The organism is Mycobacterium sp. E2479 (assembly GCF_001667925.1).
Classification (GTDB): domain Bacteria; phylum Actinomycetota; class Actinomycetes; order Mycobacteriales; family Mycobacteriaceae; genus Mycobacterium.
In genome coordinates this window covers 25107-44159 of record NZ_LZJR01000044.1, presented here as the reverse complement: position 1 = coordinate 44159, position 19053 = coordinate 25107, and the positions used below count along the sequence as shown (strand labels likewise).

Below are 19053 nucleotides of genomic sequence, written 5' to 3'. Positions count from 1 at the left end.
TCCGATCTAGGCTGTGGGTCGGCAATTTCCTATGTCTAATGACATAGATTTGATATAGCATTCTCGACAGAATGATGCAAGTGTGCTAAATAGATTTTCTGAGTCGGTAGCTGGAGGAGATGGATGATGGCTGACCACCGCGGCGACGCGGACGCCCCTTCGTCCGACCATGGTGTGTACGGCATCTCGGTGGCCGCCGAATTGTCCGGGATCGCGGTCCAGTCGCTGCGCCTCTACGAGCGCTACGGATTGATCACACCGGCCCGCAGCCGCGGCGGAACTCGCCGCTACAGCGCGGACGACCTGGTGCGCCTCAGGCGCATCAGCCAGCTGGTCGAATCCGGCGTCAACCTGGCCGGCGTCGGACGCATCCTCGACCTGGAGGACCACAACGCCACCCTGTCGGCGGCCAATACCGATTTGCGGTCCACCAACAGCACCTTGCGACAGGCCGCGAAAACTGCCGAACCGGGCACACCGTAGGGCCATCGCGGATTGCACCGGCCGTCGCCGGGTATTCATCCCGCTATGCCTTTGAGGAGAAGCGATGGGTGAGTTGACGGAAACCGGCGCTCAGGTCGCCGACAGCGCACGGCAGGAAGCGGACGCCTACCGCGGCGACAACGACCGGCCGCTGGGCGGCTACCTGGCGGTATTGGTCGTCTATGGCGTCGTCGTGGCGGGTGCGGTGTTGGCCGCGCTGATCAGCGGGCGCAGACTGCCGACGCGCTGGCGTATCCAAGACCTGGTCCTGCTCACTCTGGGCACCCACAAACTGTCGCGCACCCTGGCCAAGGATGCGGTGACGAGCCCGCTGCGAGCCCCCTTTACGCACTATGCGGGCACGGGTGGACCGGCCGAAGTCCGGGAAGAGGTCCGGGAGCAGAGCCAGCTTCGGCACAGCCTGGGGGAGCTGCTGACCTGCCCCTTCTGCCTGGACATGTGGGTCGCCACGGGGTTCGCCATCGGCCTGGTGTTCGCGCCTCGGTTCACCCGGCTGATCGCGGGGGTGTTCAGCGCACTCACCGGTGCTGACTTCCTTCAGCTTGCCTACGCCATGGCGCAACAGTCGGCCGAAGGCTGACTTCGGTCGGGTTGGGGTCAGCTCGTCTTCGGCATCGGAATGCCTTCGCTTGCAGTGAATTGTGCGTCGTCATCGGAGGACAACCCGATCGATACGACCGAGCGGGTGAACAGCGTGTCGGTCAGGTACGCCAGCCACACGGCCCACCGATTGACGCCGCGAGGAATCGCGTACAAGTGGTAAGACCTGGTGACCGCCTTGGCCGGCAACCCGGACAAATGAATGTTGAGCGGATTGGCCACCGCGTAGCGCGGGCCGAGGTCGACCACCAGGCCGAGGTTGCGGTGCTTGTATTCCTTGCTGCTGCCGTAACCGAGGCTGGCGGCGACGTTGCGGGCCAGCGCCTTGCCCTGCCGGGTCGCGTGTTGGGCGGTCGGCGGCGTGACCTCTCCCGGTTGGGTCAGATCGGGCACCGCGGCCGCGTCACCGGCCGCGAACACATCGGGGTGATCGGGTACCTGCAGGTCGGCCTGCACCGCGAGCCTGCCTTTCTCGGTCGGTAGTCCTAAGTTCTGGATCAACGGCGCGCCGGTCACCCCTGTCACCCAGGCGATCGTGCGCGTTTCGACGCGCGAATCATCGCTGAGCACAACGTGATCGGCGTGTGCCTCCTTGAGGGTGATGCCGAGCCGGACATCGATGCCGCGCTTGCGTAACACTTTGAGCGCGGCATCACCCAGCCTCTTGCCCACCTCGGGCATCACCTGGTCAGCCAGGTCCAGCAGCAAGAACCGCACCTCGGCGGGGTTGAAGCTCATTTGTTTGGCCGCGGCGTCGGCCAGCGCCCGCAGCTGCGCCACCAGCTCGGTGCCCGAGTAGGACGCACCCACCACTACTACGGTGCGCCGGGCCGCGGCGATGCGGGGATCGTCTTCGATGTTGGCCAGCTCGAGCTGTTCGATGAAATGGTCTCGCAGGTATAGGGCCTCGGCGGTGGTCTTCAAACCGCGCGCGTGTCTGGCGAGCCCGGGGACGTCGAACAACCGGGTCACCGAGCCGGGCGTCAGCACCAGGCGATCCCAGGACATGGAATGGCTGCGCTCTTCGGGATCGCAATAGGTCAGCGTGCGTTGCGCGAAGTCCACGCTGTCCACGCGACCGCGCACGGCCCGGACACCCTTGAGCGAATTGGCAAGTGGCACAGCGACAAAGCGGGCGTCGACGACACCGCCGGCGACGTCGGGCAGCAGCGGCGTGTACAGCATGTAGTCGACCGGCGAGATTATCGTGATGTCCACGGCGGCACGGCGGCGATGCAGAATTCGGACCAGCCGCCGCGCACAGGTGAATCCGGTGAAGCCGCTTCCCACGATCACAATGGAGGTCACCGACCCGAGTGTAGGCGACATTTTCGAGTGGGCCGTGGCCCGCGCGCGTCCGTCTGGCCGGCCGTCGCGGAAGCCCTTGGCCGTCAACGCTTTATGATTTCGTGCTACTCCGAGAAGGTGCTGACCCTTTTGCCGCGCGGCAAAAACGCACCCCGTCCCGCATCCGTTCGCTATCTGGCCTTGCGCTTCGTTGAATGGCTCCTACACTTATCAATGCCACTTCGACGCTTGCGAGAAAGGGGCTCTGGGGCCCGAAGGCCTCGGGGGTGACGTTCATGCGAGACGGAAGCGCCACGATCGTCAATCAGCTCGTCGAGCTGGTGACAAACCTGGAGCGGGAGAACAGCGACACCGCGGCAGGCCTGCACGAGCTGATCAATAGCGGCGTGGACCACGTGACCGGCTCCCAGTATGCCGGGATCACCTTGGCCGAGAGGAGCAAGTCGGTCAGTAGCGTGGTCGCCACCCACCGCTATCCCATGGTCCTCGACGCGATTCAAGACAGATGCAGCGAGGGACCCTGCCTGGCCGCCGCGTGGGAGCACCACGTCATGCACATCGCCGACCTGCATGCCGAACAGCGCTGGCCGCGCTACCGGCGGCATGCGCTCGCGCAGACCCCGGTCCGTTCCATCCTGTCGTTCGAGTTGTTCGTCAACGGCGGCAGCATGGCCGCGCTCAACTTCTATGCCGACCGTCCGCACGCATTCAACGAGGAATCGGTGGAGTTGGGCACGGTGTACGCCACCCATATCGCATTGGCCTGGTCGATGATGCGCCGGCAAGACCAATTCCGCAGCGCGCTCGCCTCGCGAGACATCATCGGCCAGGCCAAGGGGGTGGTCATGGAGCGCTTCAACCTCGATTCCGTCGAAGCATTCGGACTGCTCACCCGACTTTCGCAGCAATCCAACATCCGGCTGGTCGACGTCGCCGCCGCACTCATCGACAGCGAGCATCCGCTCAAACATCGCCAGTGCTAAAGGCCGTACCCGACACCGGTTTCCGTGCGAGTCGATCTTCGGAACCGGTCGTCGCCGCTGTGGGAGGCTAACGTCGCTGAGCCCGGGTCGCGGCGACGCCGTTTCGACGGGTTCCAGACGGGTATCGCCCCTCACATGAAGGCAGTCACGTGGCACGGCAAACGGGATGTACGGGTGGATTCGGTGCCCGATCCGAAGATCGAGCAGCCCACCGACGCGATCATCGAGGTCACGTCGACCAACATCTGCGGGTCCGATCTGCACCTGTACGAGATCCTCGGGGCATTCATGAATCCCGGGGACATCCTCGGGCACGAACCCATGGGCATCGTGCGGGAGGTAGGCACGGAAACGGGCGACCTGCGGGTGGGCGACCGGGTAGTCATTCCGTTCCAAATCTCCTGCGGCAGTTGTCATATGTGCGGGCAGAAGCTCTACACCCAATGCGAGACGACCCAGGTGCGCGATCAGGGCATGGGCGCTGCGCTCTTTGGCTATTCGGAGCTGTACGGCTCAATCCCCGGCGGACAGGCCCAGCTGCTGCGCGTTCCGCAGGCACAGTTCACTCACATCAAAGTCCCTGTGGGACCCCCGGATTCGCGGTTCGTTTACCTGTCGGACGTGCTACCCACCGCGTGGCAGGCGGTCGACTACGCCAATATCCCGGACGGTGGCTCGGTCGCCGTGCTCGGGCTGGGCCCCATCGGGGACATGGCCGCGCGCATCGCCGACCACCTGGGTTACCGCGTCATCGCCGTCGACCTGGTGCCCGAGCGGCTGGGCCGCGCGGCGAAACGCGGAATCCACACCATCGACCTCGGGCGGCTGGACGCCTCGCTCGGTGACGCGATCCGCGACCTGACCGACGGCCGGGGAACCGACTCGGTCATCGACGCGGTCGGCATGGAGGCGCACGGCTCGCCGGCGGCCAAACTGGCGCAACAGGTCGCGGGGTTGCTGCCCGATGCGCTCGGCAAGCGGGTCATGCAGACCGCGGGCGTGGACCGGCTGTCCGCCCTGTACTCCGCCATAGACATCGTGCGGCGCGGCGGCACCATCTCGCTGATCGGCGTCTACGGTGGTATGGCCGACCCGCTGCCGATGCTCACCCTGTTCGACAAGCAGCTGACCCTGCGGATGGGACAGGCCAACGTCAAGCGCTGGGTCGACGACATCATGCCGCTGCTCACCGACGAGGACCCGCTCGGCGTGGACAGCTTCGCTACCCACGTGCTGCCCCTGGACGAGGCGCCGCATGCCTACGACATCTTTCAGAAGAAGCACGACGGTGCGGTGAAGGTCATACTGACGCCGTGATCGGGTATGCCCCAAGGCTTTCCGGTGAGTCACGGCAGTGCGGGGCGCGGTGCACAGTTTGACGGCCAGGTAGGCAGGGTATTGATTGCGCCATGACCACCGCAGACGCTCTCGCCCCCACGCCCACCGGAGAGGTGTGGCCGGGTAGGGCCTACCCGCTGGGCGCCACATATGACGGCGCGGGCACCAATTTCGCCGTGTTCAGCGAGGTGGCCGAACGGGTGGAGTTGTGCCTGTTCGACGCCGACGGCACCGAGAGCCGCGTCACCCTGCCGGAGATCGACGGCTTCATCTGGCACGCGTACATCCCCAACATCGAACCGGGCCAGCGCTACGGCTACCGCGTGTACGGTCCGTACGACCCGAAGGCGGGGCTGCGATGCAACCCGAACAAGCTGCTGGTGGACCCATACTCGAAAGCCATCGACGGCTCGTTCGAGTGGAACCAGTCGCTGTTCAGCTACAACTTCGGCGACCCCGACAGCCGCAATGACGACGACTCGGCGGCCAGCATGCCCAAGTCGGTGGTGATCAACCCCTACTTCGACTGGGGCAACGATCGGCCGCCGGACCACCAATACGCCGACACCGTCATCTACGAGGCGCACGTCAAAGGCCTGACCCAGACCCACCCCGACATCCCCGAACCGCTGCGCGGCACCTACGCCGCGGTGGGGCACCCGGTGATCATCGAGCACCTCCAAAGCCTCGGTATCACCGCCATCGAGCTGATGCCGGTGCACCACTTCGCCAACGACTCCACCCTGGTCGACAAGGGGCTCTCGAACTACTGGGGGTACAACACGATCGGATTCTTCGCACCCGACTTCAAGTACTCCAGCGCCACCACGGCGGGCGGGCAGGTCCAGGAATTCAAGGCCATGGTCCGCTCGCTGCACGAGGCCGGCATCGAGGTCATCCTCGACGTGGTCTACAACCACACCGCCGAGGGCAACCACCTGGGTCCCACCCTGTCGATGCGCGGCATCGACAACGCCGCCTACTACCGGCTGGTCGACGACGACAAGCAGTACTACATGGACTACACCGGCACCGGCAACAGCTTCAACGTCCGGCACCCCCATGCACTGCAGCTGATCATGGATTCGTTGCGCTACTGGGTGACCGAGATGCACGTCGACGGCTTCCGCTTCGACCTGGCCGCCACCCTCGCCCGCGAGTTCTACGATGTCGACCGCCTGTCAACGTTTTTCGAACTGGTGCAACAGGATCCGACCGTCAGCCAGGTCAAGCTCATCGCCGAGCCCTGGGACGTCGGCCCGGGCGGATACCAGGTGGGCAACTTCCCGCCACAGTGGACCGAGTGGAACGGGAAGTACCGCGACACCGTCCGCGACTTCTGGCGCGGCGAGCCCGCCACCCTCGACGAGTTCGCCTACCGGCTCTCCGGATCGGCGGATCTCTACGAGCACACCGCGCGTCGGCCGGTGGCATCGATCAACTTCGTCATCGCCCACGACGGCTTCACGCTGCGCGACCTGGTGTCCTACAACGAAAAGCACAACGAAGCCAACGGCGAAGACAACAACGACGGCGAGAGCCACAACCGGTCCTGGAACTGCGGAGCCGAGGGGCCGACCGACGACGAGCGGATCAACGAGTTGCGCGCGCGCCAGCAGCGCAACTTCTTGACCACGCTGCTGTTGTCCCAGGGCGTGCCGATGATCTGCCACGGCGACGAACTCGGTCGCACCCAGAACGGCAACAACAACGGCTACTGCCAGGACAACGAGCTCACCTGGATCGACTGGGACAGCGCCGATGTCGGTCTGCTCGAGTTCACCCGGATCGTCTCGGCGTTGCGGGCCGAGCACCCGGTGTTCCGCAGGCGCCGATTCTTCTCCGGCAAGCCGTTGGGCCGGCGCGGTCAGGACGGACTGCCGGACATCGCGTGGTTCACCCCCGAGGGCACCGAGATGACCGACGAGGATTGGGGCGCCGGCTTCGCCAAATCGCTCGCCGTGTTCCTCAACGGTCATGGCATCCCCGACCGTGATCCGCGGGGACAGCGGGTGCTCGACGACTCCTTCCTGCTGTGCTTCAACGCCCATTACGAGCCGATCGAATTCACCTTGCCGCCGAAGGAATTTGGTGCTTCCTGGCGGATTGTGGTCTTCACCGGACGCGAAGAGGAAACCCCGGCCGACGAAGTGCCCGGCGGAGGAACGTTCACCGTCGACGCGCATACCGCCGTGGTGCTGCAGGCGCCCGACGCCGCCTGAGCTCGTTGACACAAATCCGCCCGAACGTTACGTAGCGCTTCGCCTGCCGATACGCTGTGGCTGCAGCGAGGTCGTTACAGGAGAGGGCGAATATGTCAAGGACAGTGGTGGTCGGCGCCTCCAGCGGGCTGGGGCGTTGCATAGGCGTCGGTCTTGCGCTGCGCGGCGATCAGGTCGCGCTGCTGGCCCGCCGCCGGGAGCGCATCGAGGCCGCGGCGAAGGAGGCCGGCCCGAACGCCATCGCCATCGAATGCGATGTCACCGACCAGGCATCCTGCCGCTCGGCCATCGACCATGCCGCCGACGCCCTCGGCGGCATCGACAACATCGTCTACACGCCCGCCGTCGGGCCGCTGGTCCGCTTGGTGGACACCGAAGCCGACACGTGGCGGCGCATCTTCGACACCAACGTGATCGGCGCATCGTTGGTGACCGCCGCGGCGGTCCCGCACCTGACCGCGTCGGCCGGTAAGGCGGTGTATCTGTCCTCCGACGCCGGCACCTTCGGGCCGCCGTGGCCGGGTCTGGGTGCCTACGGCGTCAGTAAGGCCGCCCTGGAACGGCTCGTGGAAGCGTGGCGAGCCGAGCACTCCGACATCGGTTTCACCAACCTGATCGTCGGGGAGTGCGCGGGCGGCGAGGGTGACGGCCAAACCGGCATGAACCAGGGCTGGGACATGGACCTGGCGATGAAAGCGGTGCCGCTGTGGTCGGCACGCGGCTGCATGCCCGGCAAGCTGATGCCCGTCGAGGACCTCGTCGACGTGGTCCATACCATCTTGCGCACCAACGCCTCGACGTCGATGCCGCTCGTGGTGGCCCGCGGGGCGCCGGCCAGCCCCGCCGCCTTCGCCGAGGCCAACCAGTCTTAACGCCGGGCGAGCTTCTCCTTGGCCAGGTCGGTCAGGAAGCGCGCGGTCGACGTGGGCCGGAAGGCCAGGGCCGCCTCGGTGAGCGCGTCACGTGATGCGGTGGGCAGCTCGATGTCGGCGGCGGCGACGTTGAACTCGAGCTGCTCGACGCTGGAGGCGCCGGGAATGGCCACCACGTTCGGATAGCTGATCAGCCAGGCCAGCGCCACCTGCGCCGGCTTGGCGTCGACGTCCTTCGCGACGTCGCGCAGCAGCTGCAGCAGCGGCTCGACGCGGCGCAGGTTTTCGGTGCCGAACAGCGAGTTCACCGCCCGCACGCCACCCGGGCGGTTATCGACGCCGTACTTGCCGCCCAACAAACCCTGTTCCAGCGGGCTGTAGGCGATCACGATGCGGTTCTCCCGCTCGGCGAACGGCACCAGGTTCTTCAGCGCCTTCGGGAAGGCGAGCGAAAAGTGCACCTGGTTGCTGACCACCGGCCGGCCGAGCGCGGCGTCGGCCTTCTGCCACCGCTGCAGCGGATAGTTCGAGACGCCGGCAGCACCGATCTTGCCGCTGTCGAGCAGATCGCGCATGCCCGGCATGATCACCGAATCCGGCACCACCGGGTTGGGCTGATGAATCTGGTAGAGCGGGATCCGGTCCAACCCCAGCCGCTGCGCGCTGGCGCGGGCGCGCTGCTTGACCACGGCGGGGAACGGAGCGACCGGCATGATCTTGCTGGCCACCACGACGTCCGCGCGCTCGTCGCCGAGGGCCTCGCCCAGGATGCGCTCACTCTTGCCCAGGCCGTACACCTCGGCGGTGTCGAACAGCGTCACCCCCAGGGCGCGGGCGCGGCGCACGATGTCGCCCGCCGCGCCGGCGGCGTAGCTGTCCCCGTAACCCCATTCGCGCGAACCGAACTGCCAGGTGCCCAGGCCGATCCGGCTGACTCGGCCCATCCCGTCGACGTCGACAAATTTCATGTGGTCAGCGTAGTGGCGATCGCAAGCGCGGCAGGGCCGGGCGCCGCGGGTCGCCACGCATGAGCCACCAGTGGACCTCCGATCCGCGTCGGTCGTCAGCCGGGGATCTTGCCGAGGATGTAGTTGGCGATGCTGACCGCCGCGGCGCGGGGTGGCGCACTGTCCGTGGTGCCGTTGGCGGACACGCTCAGGTCGATGACGACGTTCGCCTTGGCCGCGATCGCGCGTGCCGTGCGGACCTGGATGGTTTTGGGCGTCAGATCCAAGGTGGTGATGCCGTTGCCCGCGTCGGCGGGCTCACTGAGCGACATCGCGATCGGCTGCCCACCGGGAGCGGTCACGGTGACCGTGGAGCCGCCGCACCGATGCCATCCCGACAGCAAGGCGGCCAACTGCGCCTGGGCCGCAGCCTGATCGCGGAATGCCGCCACGCCCTCGATGACCTGCATCGACTTCAGCATGCTGCGCGTGTCGGTGAACTGTCCGGCGTGATATCCGGCCAGTGGCCCCGGGGTGTAGGCGTCCGGGCTGCCGGCGGCGATGCTTCCCCAGCACTCCGGGCGGTCGATGCTGCCGTCGTCCGCGGAGCGGCCGGGGCTGTTCCGGGTCGGCCCGAGGTCGAGGTTCGCATCGCCGGTGATGTTCCGCAGGGCGTCGAGCCCGGGCAACAGCGTGGCGATGGTCTCCGGCGGGACCGTGGGCGGCGGCGGCCCGGCCGCCGCGCTGGAGTCGGCCGACGTCCGCTGCGGGGAGGTCGAACTGGTTAACGTGGCCCATCCGGCCAGCGCGACGACCGCCAACAGGATGAAGATGTACGACAGCGTCACGCCTACCAGGGCACGGTCGCGGCCGAGTTCGCCCGTGCGGCGGATCTGCGCCAGGCCGAGATGTCCCAGAATCGCTCCCGCGGGCGCGAAGAGGAACGCGAAAACCAGCGACAGCGTCGCCATGGCGTTGACCGGCGGGCGGTAGGGCGCGGGCGGTGGCGCAAATGGCGAGGGGGCGGCGGCGGGTAGCTCGTCGGGCAGCTCCTCGTCGGGCGCCGGGACGCGACCGAGCGGGTCATAGCTCAGCGGGTTTTGCCAATACGGCTCCTGCGGGTTAGTCACCCCAGTTCCTCCTAAGCGGGAGAACCTGCCCGAAATGTAGCTGACGACAGGGCTTGGGAAAACCACGGTCGTCACAGGCGCGGTTTGGCGATGCTTACCACGTAGGGCGCCTGCGCGAAGGTCAGGTAGACCCGGTGCGGCCCGACGGCCATGCCCGAGAGCCGGGCCGCGCGGGCGTCCGGAGGCAGCCCCGACCGGTAATCAATGCTGCGCAGCACGGGGATGCGGCCGTCCGGGAAACCGGTGAAGCTTGCCGTTTCGAGTGTCACCAGTTCGTGGTCGGTGGCGGCATAGATCCTGGTGTCGTCGGTGCCGAGTTCGCGGATCGGCGACGGCAATCGCGTGCTGGCCAACACCTCCAATCCCTTTCCGCCGCGGCGCGAGTCGACGGCGCGCAGCGTGTGGTCGTCGTGGCCGGCGACGTAGCTGCGCGTCACCGCGGTGCCGTCACCCGCCGAGACCGCGACGTCGACGTCCAATGAGCCGCGTTGCGCCGCGGGCGAGGACGTCCCCTGAAAGTGACGGATGCCCGACGGACCGAATAGGTGGTAGTCGAGCTGGCGGCCCCTATTTGCGCCGTCGATGGTGTCCGCGCTGGTTCCGGTGAAGGCGGTGGGTAGGTTTCGGTACCCGTACTGATCCACCGGCGTCACCGCCTTCCCGTCCGCCGACAGCGCAAGCAGCATCCGCAACCCCGCATCCTCGGTCAGGTAGGCCGGCGCCGGTCCCGCGTCGAAATCGTTGACCTGGCGCAGGCTTTCCAGGTCGACCTCCGCCACCTTGCCCCGCTCGGGCTGCGGCACGAACACCACGCGTTCGTCTTTCCGGCTGATCTGCAGGTTGCGGCCGGCCGCCATGGGCGCGGAGAACCGCGTCTTGGCCTGGCCGTCATGATCTGCGGCGCTGGCCTCGGCCAACCGGTGATCGTCGGTGAGCGCGACCAGCGCACGCATGTGGTACGACCACACCGGTTCCTGCAACGCGGCACCGGCCCGCCAGAGTTGCACGTCGGGCGCGGCTTCCAACGACGCTCCGGGATGTGAACAGCCCGTGCTCAGCGCGGCCGCCGCGACCGCGCCGACGACTCCGCAGCGCAGCAGCGCCCAGATGCGCTGGCCAGTGCGCAAACCCAATCCGACGCCCATCGACCGCGAGCTCCTTTCGTCGTTTGTCCAGGACATACCCCGCGCGGCCACGGCCACACCCCGTTTGCCTCCCGGATTCGTCGGGTAGCCGTCACGGGAGCGCGCACAGCCCTGCGCGTCGAACCAAAGATGGGAGGGACACTGTGGCACCGATCGCCATCAAGTCGCCCACCGACGTGGTCGACTTCCTCGTCAGTCAGCACGAGCAGATCAAGGCGATGTTCGTCGAGACCCTCGCGGCCTCCGGAAAGGCCCGCGAAGACGCGTTCGTCGAGCTTCGGCGGCTGCTCGCCGTGCACGAAACGGCGGAGGAAGAGATCGTTCACCCTCGCGCCAAGCGGAAGATTCCCAACGGCGCCGCCGTGGTGGACAAGCGGCTGCACGAAGAGCACGAGGCCAAAACCGTTCTGCAGAAACTGGAAAAGCTCGACGTCGCCAGCGAGGAGTTCACTCGCGAACTGACGAAGCTGCGCGACGCCGTCGTCGAACACGCCGAGCACGAGGAGATTGACGAATTCGCCAAGCTGGGCGAGGAATTGAGCAGCGAGGAACTCGAACGCATGGGCCGCGCCGCCAAGCTCGCCGAGGCCGCCGCGCCCACCCGCCCACACGCCGGGGTGGAATCCCAGGTGGCCAACCTGGCCGCCGGGCCATTCGCCGCGATGCTCGACCGGGCCCGCGACGCCATCATAGGCAAGGGCTGACGAAGCCACCCCTGGCGTGGTACCCCCGCTCGGTGGGGGAGCGGGGGTACCACGCCCCCATCCTTCGATCGCCAAAGCTCATGGCCGCAACATCGAACGCACCCGGGGCCACCCGTTACCTCCCAGAGGCGCGCAACCTCGATGCGCTGCGCGATGCGGCCGAAACCTGCCATGGATGTTCGCTTTTCGAGGATGCCACCCAAACGGTGTTCGGCAGTGGGCATCCCGGTGCGCCGATCATGCTGGTGGGTGAGCAGCCAGGCGACCAGGAGGATCGCGCCGGCGAGCCGTTCGTAGGTCCGGCCGGGCGACTGCTCGCCCGTGCGCTCCAGGACGCCGGCGTCGACCCTGCGCTGGTCTATGAGACCAACGCGGTCAAGCACTTCAAATTCACCCGCAAGGGTGGCAAACGACGCATCCACCAAAAGCCCCGTCGCACCGAAGTGGTCGCGTGCCGGCCCTGGCTGATCGCCGAGATCGAGGCGGTGCGCCCGCAGGTCATCGTGTGCCTGGGCGCGACGGCCGCACAGTCGTTGCTGGGAACCACTTTTCGGGTGTCCACTCAGCGCGGGCAACGACTGCGGCTACCCTCATCCGTGGACGTACACCTCACACCCGAGCCCAGCGTGGTGGCGACGGTGCACCCCTCGTCGGTGTTGCGCGACCGCAGCGATAAACGTGACGAGGTGTACAAGGCGTTCGTCGACGACCTGCGCAGCGCGGGTGCAAGCGTCGCCGGCCGCGGGTGAGTCGACCCCAGCGGGTCAACTCTTCTTGTGCGGCAAGAACTCCTGCGCCTTGGTCTTGAGGCCCACCTTGACAAAGCCCACCCGGTCTTCGTCGCCGGCCAGCACCGCCGTGGTCGCCGACTTGAACTGATCCCACGTCGCGTGCGGCGGGATGGGCGGCATGTCGGGATCCGTATACACGTCCAGGACGGTGGGACGGTCCGCGGACAACGCCTGGCGCCACGCGTCCGACAATTCCTCCGGATCTTTGATCGCCATGGCGTTCAGGCCCAGGCTGGCCGCGAAGGCGGCGAAGTCGATGTCCGGAAGGTTCTGGGACTCCGCGAATTTGGGCGCGCCGGCCATGGCGCGCATTTCCCACGTGACCTGATTCAGGTCGTTGTTGTGCAGGATCGCGATGATCAGACGGGGGTCTTTCCATTCGCTCCAGTACCGCTTGATCGTGATCAGCTCGGCCATGCCGTTCATCTGCATTGCGCCGTCACCGCTGAACACGATGACGGGCCGGTCCGGGTGGCCGAACTTGGCGCCGATGCCGTACGGAACACCGGGACCCATCGTGGCCAGCGTGCCCGACAGCGAGCCCCGCATGTCGCCGCGGAAGCGCAGATTGCGCGCATACCAGTTGGCGGACGAGCCGGAATCGGCTGCAACGATGGCATTTTCGGGTAACTGAGGGGACAGCTCGGAGAACAACCGCAGCGGGTTGACCGGGTCGGCGTTGACCATGGCTTCCTTCTCCATCGTCTCCCACCAGCGGGCGACATTCTTCTCGATGCCCTCACGCCACGAGCGGTCCTCCTTGCGGCGCAGGTGCGGGATCAGAGCCCGCAGTGCGGTCTTGGCGTCGGCCACAAGGTTGACCTCGTAGGGGTAACGCATGCCAACCATCCGGCCGTCGACGTCGATCTGCACCGCGCGGGCCTGACCGAATTCCGGCAGGAACTGCGTGTACGGGAAGCTGGAGCCGACGGTCAGCAGCGTGTCACAGTCGCGCATCATCTCATAGCTCGGCCGGGTCCCGAGCAATCCGATCGAGCCGGTGACCCAAGGCAATTCGTCCGACAGCACGTCCTTGCCCAGCAGCGCCTTTGCTGCGCCCGCCCCAAGCAGGTCGGCGACTTCGGCCAGCTCTTCGTGGGCGCCACGCGCGCCGGTGCCCACCAGAATGGCGACTTTCTTGCCGGCATTGAGCACATCAGCGGCCCGAGCGATGGCGGCGTCGCCGGGGGCGATGTTCGGGTACTCGATGCCGAGGCTGGAGGGCACCATCTTGAACGCGTGCTCGGGCGGCGAGTAGGGCAGCTCCTGAACGTCGCTGGGGATGATCAATGCCGTCGGGGCGCGCTGCGTCATCGCTATCCGGATCGCGCGGTCCAGTACGTTGGGCAATTGTTCGGGAACGGTGACCATTTGGAGGTAGTCGCTGGCGACGTCTTTGAACAGGGTCAGCAGGTCGACTTCCTGCTGGTAGTTACCGCCCATTGCGCTGCGATTGGTCTGACCGACGATGGCCACCACCGGAACGTGGTCGAGTTTGGCGTCGTAGAGGCCGTTTAGCAGGTGGATCGCGCCGGGGCCCGACGTGGCGGCGCAGACCCCGACCCGGCCGGTGAATTTTGCGTATCCGACCGCCTCGAAGGCGCTCATCTCCTCGTGGCGCGACTGGATGAACTTGGGCTTGTTGTCCGCCCGCCCCCATGCCGCAAGCAGTCCGTTGATGCCGTCGCCGGGGTAGCCGAATACATGCTCAACACCCCACGCCCGCAAGCGCTCCAGCAGATAGTCGGAAACCTCTTTTTTAGACATGTTTTCCCTCCTCAGACGGTTCTACAGCGCTGGCGGATGGGCGTGTGTGGCTATTGTTTGAACCACCTGCATGGCAGCGCCGCCGAATCGCGGGCCAACCGATGGCGGTTGCCGCTGACAGGCGTGACCAAGGCAGGCTGCCGCCGCGCGGACGGCTTGGGCACTTCCCACACGGGCCTGTCTACCCGCAATCACCGGGGTTATGCGCGCAAAAGCGGCGGTTCAGGCGACTCCCAGCCACCTTTCAGCCGACCATCGGTTCACGCCGATTCGGGCAGCGCAGACGGTCCATCCGCGCTGTGGCCCTTGGCCACTCGCCGGATCAGCATGCGGGTGGCCTTGTCCAGGATCTCCTGGGCCAGGTCGGGTTTTTTGGCGTGTTCGGCACGGCGCACCGCTGCGCCGATGGTCAGTCCCTGCTCGTAACCGGTGACGACGCGGGGGTCGACGTAGGAACCGCGTGCCACCGCCGGGGTGTTGCCCAACTCCTCGGCCACCTCTTTCATCACCGCCGATTCAACGCGCTTGGCCACCCGGCGGGAGAGGGCCGGGTCGGCGTCCGCGAAGGCTGCCGCGGCAAGTACCGTCCCGTGCCAGGTCCGCAGGTCCTTGACGGTGTATTCGTCACCGACGAGTTCTTTGAATCGGTCGTTGAGATCGGCGGCACGTATATCGACCCAGCCGGATGAGGTGCGGCACACCAGCAATCGCTCGGTGCGGTTGGACCGGCGCATCAGTGCCCGCACCGCACGGACGACTTCGGGATCCTCGATTTCCGCGGTGCGCCGGACCCCGCTCTTGGCCGGAAAATCGAACTCGACCGCGTCACGCCGCACGACCACATGCTCACACAACAGGGTGGACAGTCCGTAGGACTCGTGTTCCTCGGCGTATTGCTCGCCGCCGGCGCGAAAGTATCCGCGATCAAGCAGCCGCAGCGCGAGCGCCAACACCCGTTTGCGGGTCAGGCCCTTTCGCGTCAGATCTTTCGCGATCTCGGCGCGCCAGGCCGGCAGCCGTGTGGACAGTTCCAGCACGCGGTCGAACTTCTCCTCGGCGCGTTCCTGCTGCCAGGCGGAGTGATACAGATACTGCCTCCGGCCTGCGGCGTCGACACCCACGGCCTGAATGTGGCCGTTGCTATACGGTGCGATCCACACGTTCTTCCAGGCCGGTGGGATAACCAGATCCTTGATGCGCTGCAATGTTTGCGGATCGGACAATCGCTTGCCATCCGGCCGGTAATAGGCGAAGCCTTTACCGCGGCGCTTACGCGTGATACCCGGCTTGCTCAGCACGCTCCGGCGCAGCCGCATTGTTCGCCCTCCAGTTCTGTTAGCTGACTGCACAATTACCCGCCACAGAACGTGTTCACACCACAGCACGCCGACATGGAAACGACCCGCCACGGCATTGTGGCGGGTCGTCTCGAACCCCGAATCAGCCGGCCATGAATTCCTGGTAAGCGGACTCCAGGTGTGGCGGCAGGGCGGTGACATTGCACTGCCGTTCGGTGTCGCCGATCGGTGCCAGGATGCCGCGCAGGTCGTTGTATTCCTGCGGGTGGGCGGTGAAATAGCTGCGCAGGCTCGACTCAGCCTGCGGCCGCGGCTGCCCGTAGGCCGCCGTCACCACCTGGTTCGCCCCCGGGTGCGCCGCCAGGTACTGCTCCGCTGAGCCCTGCACCGAGGAAACGGTGTTGTTCACACCGGCCGGGCTGCAGTCGGGTGCAGCGGCCGCCGACGGCGCACCGAGGATGCCCATCGCCATTCCTCCGAGCAGGCAGCCGGCACTGACACCGGCCACTTTCCGGCGCGCGACAATACTGCTGATTTTCATGTTCTTTGATGTCCTTCGAAACGAAATGATTTTCTCTCGACAGAGGCTCCCGATCCTCGAAATCCAAAGTAGCCGAAGCCAACAGCGACGGTGTTCGCTGACGACGAACGCTGCGCGTCATTACCCAGCTTCTAACGGTCTTTCGCTAAGCGAACGATTAAACGATCCCCGAATCTTTAAGAAATGGTGCCCGCTCTTAGGGAATCGTGACCATGATCGTGACGCAATCGTTATCCGAACTGCGTCGTCTCTCGCTGCGTACGGCCACTTCGAGCCGATCCGGCTGGGCATGAAGGTCAGCCTGAGTCTATTGAGCGTGGGCTGGGTGGCCTTTGGTGCGCTTGCTGTTCCGTTCGTCCGGCCCGTCGCCGGACCTGCATCCGCAGGGCTGTTGCACCCCGCAGGTTACGCGGGCTGCGCCCTCGGCGCGTCGGTCACCTTGCCAGCGGCCGGCGTGACTTTCGATTACTTCTCCTCGGAGACGTTGGTCATCATCACCGTTGAGATCATCGCGGGCCTGGCATTGCTCGTGCTGGCATTGCTCGTGCTGGCATTGCTCGTGCTGGCATTGCGGGGATTTCGTCTCGAGGCGGTTGGGATTTTTACGACGCGTCCACACCAAGAACATCAACGACTAGCTGCGCTCGCCGCCGCGGGCATGATCGTGGTCAGCTGTGCGCTAATGCTCTGGAACTCATCAGCTTCCACCTGACCCTCCATCGCCGTCCGCCGAGCGGTGTCCGTTTGTGCTAGGGGGAGCCAGGGTTTGCAGCCACGTGTCGACGTCGGGACCGACGACTATTGCCTGACCGGGAGCCAGTAGCGCTCCGGCGCCCAGGGCGGTGACCGCGGGCTCTACGGTTCGCACCTGTCGACTATCACCTTGCAGGGCAAGCAGTTTGGATGTCAGATCGGGTAGTCGGATGATGTCCGGACCGGTGATGGTGCGCGGTGCGTGTACCTGCCCCAGGGCCGCCTCGACCATCACGTCGGCGACGGTGTCGGCGGCGATTGGTTGAATCAACCAGTCCTCGACGATCACCTCATCGGCGTTACAGGTGACGGCGTCGTCGTCGGTGGCGAACTCGTACCACTGCGTCGACTTGACGACCGTCGTCGGCACCGGACCGTCGAGCAGGATGTCCTTGGCCTTCCGCTTGGCTTCGTAATAGGCGAAGCCGTCGAACACGGGATCCTCGATTCCGGCGATCGTCGACACCACGAGACGCTCCACTTCCTGCGTGGCACAGGCGGCGATGATGTTGCGGGAGGCTGCCACCAGCGTGTGGCCGATATCGGACCGGCCGTCGGGAGGCACCGGGTTGGACACGTCGATGGCGACGTCGACACCCTCGAGCGCGCGCGAAAGGCCTGGTCCGTCGAACAAATCGACGCCATGCTCACGCGAAATCTTCACTACCGCGACGTCGCGCGCCCTCAAGCGGGCGACAATGCGGGAGCCAGCGGTGCCGGTCGCTCCGATCACGGCGACAGTGGTCAGTGCTCTCACCCCCTTCGGCCCTGCTACTACCCAGCACTGCCACGTTGAAACGGACCCATTCGGCTGGCGGATACGTGAAGTTCGGCCTCAACCATTGCCGGCGTGATGACGCGCACATCACCCATTCGCCGTCCAGGCGCAACGCGTACCGCGCGCGTTTGACGGGCCGGGCGGTGGGAACGCCGTAGGTGCCATCGAGCGCAAGCTCGGCAATCACGAGAGGGAGGTCGAACCCATGGGCGATGACAAGAGCGGGCCAGAGGAAGCGGTAAAGGGCACCGTCGAGGGCGTGAAGGGGAAGGCCAAAGAGGTTGGCGGGGCCGTGCTCGGTCGCGACGACTTGCACAGAGAGGGCCAGGCCCAGCAGGACAAAGCCGACGCGCAACGCGATGCGGGCAAGAAGGAAGCCGAAGCTGAGTCGGCGCGGGCCGGCGCCGACGCTGCCGAAGAGCGGCAGAAGGAGAACCAGTAGTCGTCGGCGTGGCAATCATCGCGGTCACCGACAAGGTGCCTACGGCCGACGACATCGAGTGGATTCTCGCCGCGGTGCGATCGGGCCGCCCCGATGGCTGACCTGTCAGACCCGCTGCAAATCCACGACCAGCGGACGGTGGTCGGAAATCGTCATCAGTTCTGACTGCACGGCGCGACCGCGCAACTGGTGGTCGTCGGTCAAGATGTGGTCGAGTTGGCGGTTGGGCGTGTCCGCGGGAAATGTCTGGGCGGCAGCCAAAGCACGCATGCCCGACCAGCGGCGCACCGCCTTCGGCGTCATGTTCAAGTCTCCGGTCAACAGCCGCGGCCCGGGGAAGCCGCGCAGGTCGTGAATCAGTCGACGTAGCTGGCGCCGATTCCAGCCCGGAACGAAAGACAGATGGGTGTTGGCCACCGTTAGTCCGCCCAGCGGGGTGTGCAGTTGTGCGATGACTGCGGCGCGCGGCTCCTCGTCGACCACCATCACCCGGTTGGGTCCCGGGAGGTACATCGGAAATCGCATCGGTATGCGGGGTAGCCGCACCACCTGCCAACTGGCGACGGGGTATCGGGACAACAGCGCGATCCCGTACGCGGCGGTGCCCGGTTGTTCGTGGCCGGTAGCGGCCATCCAGGTCGCGCCCGGCGTGCCCGAAATCGCCGCCACGAACCGGTGTTCCACCGCGCCCATGGCTTCGGCCGCGGCGGCGGTCAGGTCGGCGCGCTCGGAGCGCGGCTGCTCACAGTCGACCTCTTGCAGGCTCAGCACGTCCGGGTCAAGGCGCTGTACGCAATCGCGCAGCCGCGCGACGACGACTCCGTCACCGACGGTGCGCCCATGCAGGATGTTGAACGTCGCCACACGCACAGGTTTTCACCTACCCATTTTTGCCTCGTGCAGTCAGCGGTATAACCGCGCTGCGGACTG

Annotated in this window: 19 protein-coding genes; 10 read left to right on the top strand and 9 right to left on the bottom strand. The window is 66.2% G+C overall.

The window, feature by feature from the left end; genetic code table 11:
• The first annotated feature begins 126 nt into the window (after positions 1 to 126).
• Both A5686_RS04545 and A5686_RS04540 read left to right on the top strand, forming a co-directional pair.
• Positions 127 to 483, top strand: a complete 357-nt coding sequence (locus A5686_RS04545; protein ID WP_067931627.1) for a helix-turn-helix transcriptional regulator — start codon at positions 127 to 129, stop codon at positions 481 to 483.
• A gap of 64 nt (positions 484 to 547) precedes the next feature.
• Positions 548 to 1084 (top strand): DUF1360 domain-containing protein, encoded by a 537-nt coding sequence (locus A5686_RS04540; RefSeq protein WP_067931550.1) that lies wholly within the window; start codon positions 548 to 550, stop codon positions 1082 to 1084.
• A gap of 17 nt (positions 1085 to 1101) precedes the next feature.
• Here A5686_RS04540 and A5686_RS04535 read toward each other — a convergent pair whose 3' ends face one another.
• Positions 1102 to 2412 (bottom strand): NAD(P)/FAD-dependent oxidoreductase, encoded by a 1311-nt coding sequence (locus A5686_RS04535; RefSeq protein WP_067931548.1) that lies wholly within the window; start codon positions 2410 to 2412, stop codon positions 1102 to 1104.
• 275 nt (positions 2413 to 2687) lie between these two features.
• On the opposite strand from A5686_RS04535, the gene A5686_RS04530 reads away from it, so the two are divergent.
• The 4 genes from A5686_RS04530 (at position 2688) to A5686_RS04515 (ending at position 7827) form a co-directional block, all read left to right on the top strand.
• Positions 2688 to 3395: a GAF and ANTAR domain-containing protein gene (locus A5686_RS04530; RefSeq protein WP_067931625.1), complete on the top strand. Its 708-nt coding sequence runs from the start codon at positions 2688 to 2690 to the stop codon at positions 3393 to 3395.
• A gap of 135 nt (positions 3396 to 3530) precedes the next feature.
• On the top strand, positions 3531 to 4712 hold the full coding sequence (locus tag A5686_RS04525; RefSeq protein WP_067931546.1) for a zinc-dependent alcohol dehydrogenase: 1182 nt from the start codon (positions 3531 to 3533) through the stop codon (positions 4710 to 4712).
• A 92-nt stretch (positions 4713 to 4804) separates the two neighbouring features.
• Positions 4805 to 6955: a glycogen debranching protein GlgX gene (glgX, locus tag A5686_RS04520; RefSeq protein WP_067931543.1), complete on the top strand. Its 2151-nt coding sequence runs from the start codon at positions 4805 to 4807 to the stop codon at positions 6953 to 6955.
• A gap of 104 nt (positions 6956 to 7059) precedes the next feature.
• On the top strand, positions 7060 to 7827 hold the full coding sequence (locus A5686_RS04515) for an SDR family oxidoreductase (protein ID WP_082947479.1): 768 nt from the start codon (positions 7060 to 7062) through the stop codon (positions 7825 to 7827).
• Here the strand turns inward: A5686_RS04515 and A5686_RS04510 are convergent.
• The 3 genes from A5686_RS04510 to A5686_RS04500 form a co-directional block, all read right to left on the bottom strand.
• The gene (locus A5686_RS04510) at positions 7824 to 8795 is read right to left on the bottom strand and encodes an aldo/keto reductase (RefSeq protein ID WP_067931539.1); all 972 of its coding nucleotides are present in this window, start codon (positions 8793 to 8795) and stop codon (positions 7824 to 7826) included. The genes A5686_RS04515 and A5686_RS04510 overlap by 4 nt on opposite strands.
• A 95-nt stretch (positions 8796 to 8890) precedes the next feature.
• Positions 8891 to 9904 (bottom strand): sensor domain-containing protein, encoded by a 1014-nt coding sequence (locus A5686_RS04505; protein ID WP_067931537.1) that lies wholly within the window; start codon positions 9902 to 9904, stop codon positions 8891 to 8893.
• 71 nt (positions 9905 to 9975) lie between these two features.
• On the bottom strand, positions 9976 to 11049 hold the full coding sequence (locus A5686_RS04500; RefSeq protein WP_067931535.1) for a hypothetical protein: 1074 nt from the start codon (positions 11047 to 11049) through the stop codon (positions 9976 to 9978).
• 143 nt (positions 11050 to 11192) lie between these two features.
• Here A5686_RS04500 and A5686_RS04495 point away from each other — a divergent pair, with 143 nt between their 5' ends.
• The gene (locus A5686_RS04495; protein ID WP_067931533.1) at positions 11193 to 11753 is read left to right on the top strand and encodes a hemerythrin domain-containing protein; all 561 of its coding nucleotides are present in this window, start codon (positions 11193 to 11195) and stop codon (positions 11751 to 11753) included.
• Between the two features lie 80 nt (positions 11754 to 11833).
• The gene (locus tag A5686_RS04490; protein ID WP_067931531.1) at positions 11834 to 12502 is read left to right on the top strand and encodes a UdgX family uracil-DNA binding protein; all 669 of its coding nucleotides are present in this window, start codon (positions 11834 to 11836) and stop codon (positions 12500 to 12502) included.
• A 15-nt stretch (positions 12503 to 12517) separates the two neighbouring features.
• On the opposite strand, the gene A5686_RS04485 is transcribed toward A5686_RS04490, so the two are convergent.
• The 3 genes from A5686_RS04485 to A5686_RS04475 form a co-directional block, all read right to left on the bottom strand.
• Positions 12518 to 14311, bottom strand: coding sequence for a thiamine pyrophosphate-requiring protein (locus A5686_RS04485; RefSeq protein WP_067931529.1), 1794 nt, complete (start codon positions 14309 to 14311; stop codon positions 12518 to 12520).
• Positions 14312 to 14571: 260 nt separating this feature from the next.
• Complete coding sequence (locus tag A5686_RS04480; RefSeq protein ID WP_067931527.1) at positions 14572 to 15627, bottom strand: DNA topoisomerase IB; 1056 nt, start codon at positions 15625 to 15627, stop codon at positions 14572 to 14574.
• Between the two features lie 124 nt (positions 15628 to 15751).
• Positions 15752 to 16150 carry a heme-binding protein gene (locus A5686_RS04475; RefSeq protein ID WP_067931525.1) on the bottom strand — a complete coding sequence of 133 codons (399 nt, stop codon included), beginning with the start codon at positions 16148 to 16150 and terminating at the stop codon, positions 15752 to 15754.
• Positions 16151 to 16439: 289 nt separating this feature from the next.
• Between A5686_RS04475 and A5686_RS04470 the strand changes: the two genes are divergently transcribed.
• Positions 16440 to 16862, top strand: a complete 423-nt coding sequence (locus A5686_RS04470) for a hypothetical protein (protein ID WP_067931523.1) — start codon at positions 16440 to 16442, stop codon at positions 16860 to 16862.
• Here A5686_RS04470 and A5686_RS04465 read toward each other — a convergent pair.
• Positions 16848 to 17660, bottom strand: a complete 813-nt coding sequence (locus A5686_RS04465; protein ID WP_067931521.1) for an SDR family oxidoreductase — start codon at positions 17658 to 17660, stop codon at positions 16848 to 16850. The two genes, A5686_RS04470 and A5686_RS04465, sit on opposite strands and share 15 nt — an antisense overlap.
• Positions 17661 to 17886: 226 nt before the next feature.
• Between A5686_RS04465 and A5686_RS04460 the strand changes: the two genes are divergently transcribed.
• Entirely contained in the window at positions 17887 to 18123 is a 237-nt protein-coding gene (locus A5686_RS04460; protein WP_067931520.1) for a general stress protein CsbD, read from the top strand.
• Positions 18124 to 18228: 105 nt separating this feature from the next.
• Here A5686_RS04460 and A5686_RS04455 read toward each other — a convergent pair whose 3' ends face one another.
• Entirely contained in the window at positions 18229 to 18993 is a 765-nt protein-coding gene (locus A5686_RS04455; protein ID WP_067931518.1) for an endonuclease/exonuclease/phosphatase family protein, read from the bottom strand.
• Between the last annotated feature and the right edge of the window lie 60 nt (positions 18994 to 19053).

What these genes read in the sequence shown, in the direction of transcription:
- A5686_RS04510 (WP_067931539.1), bottom strand. Translation starts at nt 8,795, where the DNA reads ATGAAATTTGTCGACGTCGACGGGATGGGCCGAGTCAGCCGGATCGGC.
- A5686_RS04480 (WP_067931527.1), bottom strand. Translation starts at nt 15,627, where the DNA reads ATGCGGCTGCGCCGGAGCGTGCTGAGCAAGCCGGGTATCACGCGTAAG.
- A5686_RS04540 (WP_067931550.1), top strand. Translation starts at nt 548, where the DNA reads ATGGGTGAGTTGACGGAAACCGGCGCTCAGGTCGCCGACAGCGCACGG.
- A5686_RS04470 (WP_067931523.1), top strand. Translation starts at nt 16,440, where the DNA reads ATGAAGGTCAGCCTGAGTCTATTGAGCGTGGGCTGGGTGGCCTTTGGT.
- A5686_RS04460 (WP_067931520.1), top strand. Translation starts at nt 17,887, where the DNA reads ATGGGCGATGACAAGAGCGGGCCAGAGGAAGCGGTAAAGGGCACCGTC.
- A5686_RS04490 (WP_067931531.1), top strand. Translation starts at nt 11,834, where the DNA reads ATGGCCGCAACATCGAACGCACCCGGGGCCACCCGTTACCTCCCAGAG.
- glgX (WP_067931543.1), top strand. Translation starts at nt 4,805, where the DNA reads ATGACCACCGCAGACGCTCTCGCCCCCACGCCCACCGGAGAGGTGTGG.
- A5686_RS04475 (WP_067931525.1), bottom strand. Translation starts at nt 16,150, where the DNA reads ATGAAAATCAGCAGTATTGTCGCGCGCCGGAAAGTGGCCGGTGTCAGT.
- A5686_RS04530 (WP_067931625.1), top strand. Translation starts at nt 2,688, where the DNA reads ATGCGAGACGGAAGCGCCACGATCGTCAATCAGCTCGTCGAGCTGGTG.
- A5686_RS04545 (WP_067931627.1), top strand. Translation starts at nt 127, where the DNA reads ATGGCTGACCACCGCGGCGACGCGGACGCCCCTTCGTCCGACCATGGT.
- A5686_RS04485 (WP_067931529.1), bottom strand. Translation starts at nt 14,311, where the DNA reads ATGTCTAAAAAAGAGGTTTCCGACTATCTGCTGGAGCGCTTGCGGGCG.
- A5686_RS04500 (WP_067931535.1), bottom strand. Translation starts at nt 11,049, where the DNA reads ATGGGCGTCGGATTGGGTTTGCGCACTGGCCAGCGCATCTGGGCGCTG.
- A5686_RS04525 (WP_067931546.1), top strand. Translation starts at nt 3,531, where the DNA reads ATGAAGGCAGTCACGTGGCACGGCAAACGGGATGTACGGGTGGATTCG.